The organism is Bacillus sp. MM2020_4 (assembly GCF_011250555.1).
In the GTDB taxonomy this organism is placed as follows: Bacteria; Bacillota; Bacilli; order Bacillales; family Cytobacillaceae; genus Neobacillus.
In genome coordinates, this window is the sequence record NZ_JAANMZ010000085.1 from 1 (window position 1) to 6290 (window position 6290).

Below are 6290 nucleotides of genomic sequence, written 5' to 3' on the forward strand. Positions count from 1 at the left end.
CTTCCTAATGTTACTATTTGTCACAATTATTTAAAACGTAAAATTTGAAAGAATAGAAGTATTGGGTATCCGTTGGAGGTGTTTATGAAGAGAGAATGGTTGATAAAACTTAGAAAAATGAAAAAAATGACCCAAAAGGAGATTTCAACAATTGCCTTTATCGATAGGTCCTACTATACACTTATTGAAAATGGTAAGAGAACGCCAAGTATTGCCATTGCAAAAGCAATTGCAGCGGCTTTAGATTTTGATCCTTTGTTATTTTTTCATGAAACTGCAGAAGTGGACTTCAATAACTCGCACCAGCTAATGACTATACCAGATACATTAAAAATAGCAGAGGTTTTTAAAAGTGAAAAAAATTGTCAAATTCTCTATGTATCTACAAATTTTGATGATTATCTTAAACATGTGATAACGTTCATTTTAGTCGCATATGAGAAAGGTAATCATTATATGATTTTTGATACTGTGGATAATATACGCCGCATAAAAGAAAAGCTGGAATTGATCTTACCTGAAGATGATTTACTAGATCATATTTATTTTATAAACCATGAATGCGACCTAGATGAAATAGACACACGAATTTCTTCCATTGTGTCTGGTCTTAATAAGGATGCCTCCTTATTTATAGGGTGTCGTATGGTTCAGAGTACGATTGTTTTGGATCAGACTAAATTAAAGGAGTCCATTAGTTTATTAAGGAACAGAAACATTTTATTTACTTGTGTATATGATGCAAATTTACTAAAAGCGGGTTCACTCCTACAATTAATGAAGGCCTATCCCTATCTAATGACAGATAGTGAAATAGTTCTTTCTCCTTTATTTAACAAAGCTGGCTGCTCAGATCTACTTCCCACGTTGTTTATCCACGAAGAATCTGATGCTGATGAGTGAAAATTTGATCAGTCCTTATGTTTCGGCTTCTTTTTCAAATGGCAAAGATGAAACCGGAAAAGTATCCTGTCCCCTCATCCTTCTTCATTGCGTTCTACCAATTCATAGGAAATTCATCGAAAAAAGGCAAAAACCATGTTCAAATGTCATTTTTGAACGTGGTTTTTGATCGTTTAAGGCATATTTCTCGGCTAAAAGTGAAATTGTCATGTTCGCTCAACTGTTCGTAACCCGTTATGGTAAAGGTACCCGGGAATACAAGGTAAAGCGCGCTTTCTGAAAGGGTTCTACCAATGGAAAGCTTTGAGCAGTTAGCCGAACAATATAAGCCAATGATCAACAAAATCATTCACACATTACACATCTATAAAGACCAAGAAGAATTTTACCAGCTGGGGCTTATTGCCCTCTGGGAAGCCTCCCGCCGCTTTGATGAGGGGAAGGGGAGGCTTGCCAGCTACGCTTACATGTATATTAAAGGGTATCTGCTTATGGAACTGAAGAAACGCCGCAAGGACGAGGAAAGAAATCTTTATCCAAGCGAAGAGTTTTGGAGCATCATTGTAGATCACTCTTCCCTTTGCCCATTAGAAGAAGAAACGCTTCGCTCATATTGCTCTGGCCTTACACCCAACCAAACAAAATGGGTCATCTATTCGGCCCTGTATTGCCTATCTACAAGTGAGATGGCCGCATTGGAGAAAGTGTCTGTTTCTGCCGTAAAAGGCTGGCGCGCCGGGGCTCGTGAAAAAATAGCAAAGGTAATGATGGACTAGAAAAAACCACAGGTGGTTTCAGTTGCATAATGAAGACCATTTTGTTAGTATTCGTGTAGCATTTTGGTCAAAAAGCAACATTGATGATAATTTATCTTAAAACAGGATAGCAAATTGGTAAGGAGTGGTGAGAACTTGAACTACCGTAAAGCAACTATCGATGACATAAAGGCCTTAATAGATTTGAGAAAAAGGCAATTAATGGATGAGGGTAGTAACCCTACTACAGACATTGATCTGGAACTTACTGTTTTCTTTAAAAATAAACTTAGTGATTCTTCTTTAATTCAGTGGTTAGTGGAGGAGAATGAAGAAATTATTGCTTGTGGTGCAATAATTGTTTATGAATTCCCTCCATCGTATACCAATAAGAGTGGAAAAAAGGCTTATGTCACCAATATGTATACGAATGAGAAATACCGTGGACAAGGAATCGCAACTAAGCTGTTGACTAAGCTGGTGGAGGAAGCTAAAAACTTAGACATAAGAAAAATATGGCTTGGAGCCTCCAAATTAGGTAGACCAGTATATAAGAAATATGGTTTTAAAGAATCGGACGAATGGTTAGAATTAAATTTATAGAATGCTGGCGTATATTTCCGGGTGCCATTTGACCAAAAAGATAAAATCAAGCCGGAGTATAAACATGAATAAACATATAATTTAGGCAAATGATATCGGAAGTTGAAAAGAAAATGGAGATGACTTCAATGGGATCATATAAAATAACCAACATGCTGATCGATGATGATTTTGCTGTAGAAGAATATGTGACTACGGAATTTACCCACAATCATAAATCGTATAGCATAACATTTAAAAAAGCCGATCTTGAAATCATTAATGCATGGGTTTATGAGGAGGGTACCTCATTTCCAGCGGATGTACCAGAAGAATTGGTGGAATCGATTAGGGAAGAGATCAAAAAAAGAATCTAAGGATGTAACAAAGTAAATACGGACACATAGGAAAAAACTAACCTATTCACTTTCAGATAGGTTAGTTTTTTGTCGTTTTGCGGTTCATAAGCAGTTAGATAGAAGAATGGAAGGAATTACTTTTATTCAATCTCAATTACTTTGATCCTTGAGAAGATTTCTTCCTCCGCAGATTTGTAATCCCATTCATGTGGATAGTAGCCTAAGGGATTGCATATCATTTCAATCCCTTTATATTGCTCATGGAATCGTGAATGAACATGTCCAAAAATATATTTTTTTACACCATATTTTATGGCTAGTGCTCCGAAATGCGAACTCCCCATCATCGCATTAAAAAAATCCCAACTTGGATCCCCCTTACACAATACAAAATGGGAGAAGGGAACAACATGGGTTACCATGATGATGTTTTTATCATGAAAGTTCCTTAACCAATGTTCCAGTTGTGTGAGATATCGCTCGGTTTCCTTCTGATCATGCCCTGGCCAGTGCGCATAATTCTTGTCAGGCCATGTGAAGTCATTGTATTGACCAAGCGAGAATTGTTCTTTCGTGTATTCTTTGAGCCCGAAGGTGTAATCATACCAGCCGCCATCACCAATAAGCACCCAATTTTCACCTAATTCCACCGGACCGTTTCCAAGGTTGCCCGGAAATGTAAGTAACGTTTCATAGGCGAATTTTGAATTCTCGTGATAAATATCGTGGTTTCCATGAACAAATAAAACCTTGGTTTGCGGAAATTCATTTTGTAGCTGATTCAAAAGGGCAAGGCTTTTTTCAGGTCCTACAGCTATGTCGCCATTCGTAATAAACACATCAGGTAAATGGGCTGTTAACCATTTTTTTAAAATCCCCATGACATCGGCTTTCGTATTTTTTCGATTTAATCCTTCATGAATATCCGATAAAATCGCCAGTTTCATACCAATCGCTCCTAATGGTACTTTTAGTGCTACGTTATTATAAGTATTCGTTGGGCCCCATGGTGTTTCCTCTAATTCCTTCGCATTTGTTTCTAAAATAGTAGAAATGAAAACGTTAGGTATTGAGCTAGCGAAGCAGGATAGTTAAAAAAGAAAAAGAAACAAAACAAATTAAAGTGAAAAGATAGTTTAACCTAAAAAAACTTCGTTAGATTTCCTTACAAAAGTATCATCTATCGAGTCTTAATGTGGTATTAATAATTATATAAATAAGTATATGGTTTTCTTGGGTTCTAGTAGGAGGGAGAAATATGAATGTAGAAATAAGGTTAGTAAATGAGAAAGAAGCTCCAATTGTTCATAAGCTTATGTTAGATGCGTTTGAAGAATATCGATTACTTGAAGTTCCTTCAAGTGCATTAAATGAATCATTAGATTCTTTACTAAATGTACTTGAAAACGGTTCACAAAATGCCTTATTGTGCATCGTAAATGGTGAGCCCTTAGGTTCCTCAAGATTTACAATTAAAGGTGATTCATTATACTTTTCAAGATTATCTGTAACACCCCACGCAAGAGGAAAGGGGATTGCTAAAGCTATATTATTGTGGCTTGAGAAATATGCTAATGAAAATGGAAAACTGAAAATGAAATGCCGAGTTCGGGCTTCGTTACCTAAAAATATAAGTTTATACAAGGCGATGGGATATAGTGTTTCTAAAGAAGAAGTTGTCATCAATCCTAATGGATTCCCTGTTAAAACAGTAGTTATGGAAAAGAACTTGGAACCTAACGATGGGCAATAGTGAAAAGGCAGCGGATTGTCCGTTGCCTTTTGCCAATCCATTTTAAAAATACTTTCTAAATAATTCTCTTCTTAGGCTGCCACTTGGAGAGGATCTAGGTATCACTTGAGCCAGATTTCACACCGTATTTTAAAGTAGATTTCCCTTTTGTTTGGGGAGAGAATCCTTTGATCCTTTTATCTGATTCATAAAATAGAAGAAACCCCATTCATAATTATTGGCATCATATTATTTACAAATTCCTCAGAAGTGATTTTTCTTCCACCTCTATTCCAAGAGTATGAGGCCCCATAAATACTCCAACTAATCATAGTAGAAATAGTTTTAATTGATTCCTGATTTTCCATTCCTGAATTTTGTTTATGCATATTAACCAATAGATGATAGATTAGATTCCCTAGTTCTTCGATAACATTATTTTGAATAACTGAGCCCAAGGATTCATACCGACTAGAACAAACAGTACTAAGATTCTTGTGATAATCACACATAACAAAAAGGATATTCGAAACGATCTCCTGCGTAAATATACTCTGACAATTAATCCTTTGCTTAAGATTATCTCTGAATTCACTAGTTATTGTGGAATCCAAAAGTTCATATTTATCGGTAAAATGGGCATAAAACGTTGCTCGATTAACGGTTGCTCTATTGGCAATATCTCCTATCGTAATAGAATTAAAATCTTTTTCACGGATTAAACTTGTGAAGGAATCTTGAAGAAGTTGTCTTGTACGAATAACCCTTGGGTCTGTTTTTTGTGATGCCATTTATGTTCACCTCATTTACTAAACACTTTTTTAAATTTGTTGTATAAGCAATATTTCTGAAGTTTTGATGATTGTAGCATCTTGCTGCCTATTTTATCATAAATTATGCAACTGGTGTTGCTTAAACATTAAGTGTTTAAAATATAATCATCCAAGGAGTGAAATGAAAATGGCAACAGTTTTATTTATTAAAGCCAATTCTCGTCCAATAGAGCAATCGGTTAGTGTCCAACTATATCATGCATTTTTAGAAGGTTATAAAGAATCTCATCCGGGGGACGAGATAATAGAACTAGATATTTTCAAAGAAAATTTGCCTTATTACGATACAGATAAAATTAATGGAATGTTTAAACTAAATAAGAACCTAGAATTAACACCTGAGGAACGAGCAGCGACTGATCTAGTCAATAAATATTTAGAACAGTTCCTTTCTGCCGATAAAATTGTATTCGCATTTCCTCTTTGGAATTTTACGATTCCTGCTCCTATGCATACCTATTTAGATTATATAGGACAGGTAGGAAAAACCTTCAGCTATTCGGCAGAAGGACCTATAGGACTACTTCCTGACAAAAAAGTCGTTCTGTTAAATGCCAGTGGTGGAATCTATTCAGAGGGACCTGCAAAATCTTTAGAAATGGCTGTAAATTATGTAAAAGTATTATTAACCTTCTGGGGTGTACAAGATGTAACAACCATCGTCATTGAAGGGCACAACCAAAACCCAGAAAAAGCACAAGAGATTATTGAATCAGGTCTTGAGAAAGCCGCAAAAGTTGCACAAACATTCTAATAAGGAATAACCTTAGGAAACTTGCAGTGATGTATATGTCGGAAAAGTTGAAAATACATCATTTTCACCAGGTGTTGCCTGGTGACATCAATTACAAATGGTCAAATAACCCGCTGACACATCCACTTGCCTCAAAAGAAATGGACTGGAATTAACACCGGCGCAAAGATTGGGATTAACAACAAAACAATACACGATTGAAGATATAATTTATTTAAGATAATAGCCACGGTGTCTGAACCGTGGCTTTTTATTGAGTTTAACTTTTATAAAAATCATGAAGGATATTGTAAATTTTCCTCTTACTAAAATGGTTTCTTTAGAGATATTCTTATTTTTTTGATTTGATTTAAGCCTTCATTGCTAAGGAGC

The 6290-nt window shown here is 35.7% G+C and carries 8 protein-coding genes; 6 read left to right on the forward strand and 2 right to left on the reverse strand.

The genetic code is table 11. From position 1 onward, the window contains the following. The first annotated feature begins 84 nt into the window (after window positions 1-84). From G6554_RS24965 to G6554_RS24980, 4 genes are all read left to right on the forward strand, one after another. Window positions 85-903, forward strand: coding sequence for a helix-turn-helix domain-containing protein (locus G6554_RS24965; RefSeq protein WP_166246797.1), 819 nt, complete (start codon window positions 85-87; stop codon window positions 901-903). 293 nt (window positions 904-1196) lie between these two features. After that, window positions 1197-1679 (forward strand): sigma-70 family RNA polymerase sigma factor, encoded by a 483-nt coding sequence (locus G6554_RS24970; RefSeq protein ID WP_166246798.1) that lies wholly within the window; start codon window positions 1197-1199, stop codon window positions 1677-1679. Between the two features lie 135 nt (window positions 1680-1814). Next, window positions 1815-2261 (forward strand): GNAT family N-acetyltransferase, encoded by a 447-nt coding sequence (locus tag G6554_RS24975; protein WP_166246799.1) that lies wholly within the window; start codon window positions 1815-1817, stop codon window positions 2259-2261. Window positions 2262-2389: 128 nt separating this feature from the next. Further along, window positions 2390-2617 carry a hypothetical protein gene (locus G6554_RS24980; protein ID WP_166246800.1) on the forward strand — a complete coding sequence of 76 codons (228 nt, stop codon included), beginning with the start codon at window positions 2390-2392 and terminating at the stop codon, window positions 2615-2617. Between the two features lie 122 nt (window positions 2618-2739). Here the strand turns inward: G6554_RS24980 and G6554_RS24985 are convergent, their stop codons facing one another. Beyond that, entirely contained in the window at window positions 2740-3546 is an 807-nt protein-coding gene (locus G6554_RS24985) for a metallophosphoesterase (protein ID WP_166246801.1), read from the reverse strand. A gap of 311 nt (window positions 3547-3857) precedes the next feature. Between G6554_RS24985 and G6554_RS24990 the strand changes: the two genes are divergently transcribed. Beyond that, window positions 3858-4352, forward strand: coding sequence for a GNAT family N-acetyltransferase (locus tag G6554_RS24990; protein ID WP_166246802.1), 495 nt, complete (start codon window positions 3858-3860; stop codon window positions 4350-4352). Between the two features lie 185 nt (window positions 4353-4537). Here the strand turns inward: G6554_RS24990 and G6554_RS24995 are convergent, their stop codons facing one another. Further along, window positions 4538-5122 (reverse strand): TetR/AcrR family transcriptional regulator, encoded by a 585-nt coding sequence (locus tag G6554_RS24995; RefSeq protein ID WP_166246803.1) that lies wholly within the window; start codon window positions 5120-5122, stop codon window positions 4538-4540. Between the two features lie 169 nt (window positions 5123-5291). Here G6554_RS24995 and G6554_RS25000 point away from each other — a divergent pair, with 169 nt between their 5' ends. After that, a complete protein-coding gene (locus tag G6554_RS25000; protein WP_166246804.1) occupies window positions 5292-5918 on the forward strand; it encodes an FMN-dependent NADH-azoreductase in 627 nt (208 codons plus the stop codon). Window positions 5919-6290 lie beyond the last annotated feature (372 nt).

Excerpts from the sequence above, each read along its gene's own strand:
- G6554_RS24965 (WP_166246797.1), top strand. The coding sequence starts at position 85 with ATGAAGAGAGAATGGTTGATAAAACTTAGAAAAATGAAAAAAATGACC.
- G6554_RS24970 (WP_166246798.1), top strand. The coding sequence starts at position 1,197 with ATGGAAAGCTTTGAGCAGTTAGCCGAACAATATAAGCCAATGATCAAC.
- G6554_RS24980 (WP_166246800.1), top strand. The coding sequence starts at position 2,390 with ATGGGATCATATAAAATAACCAACATGCTGATCGATGATGATTTTGCT.
- G6554_RS24985 (WP_166246801.1), bottom strand. The coding sequence starts at position 3,546 with ATGAAACTGGCGATTTTATCGGATATTCATGAAGGATTAAATCGAAAA.
- G6554_RS24990 (WP_166246802.1), top strand. The coding sequence starts at position 3,858 with ATGAATGTAGAAATAAGGTTAGTAAATGAGAAAGAAGCTCCAATTGTT.
- G6554_RS24995 (WP_166246803.1), bottom strand. The coding sequence starts at position 5,122 with ATGGCATCACAAAAAACAGACCCAAGGGTTATTCGTACAAGACAACTT.
- G6554_RS25000 (WP_166246804.1), top strand. The coding sequence starts at position 5,292 with ATGGCAACAGTTTTATTTATTAAAGCCAATTCTCGTCCAATAGAGCAA.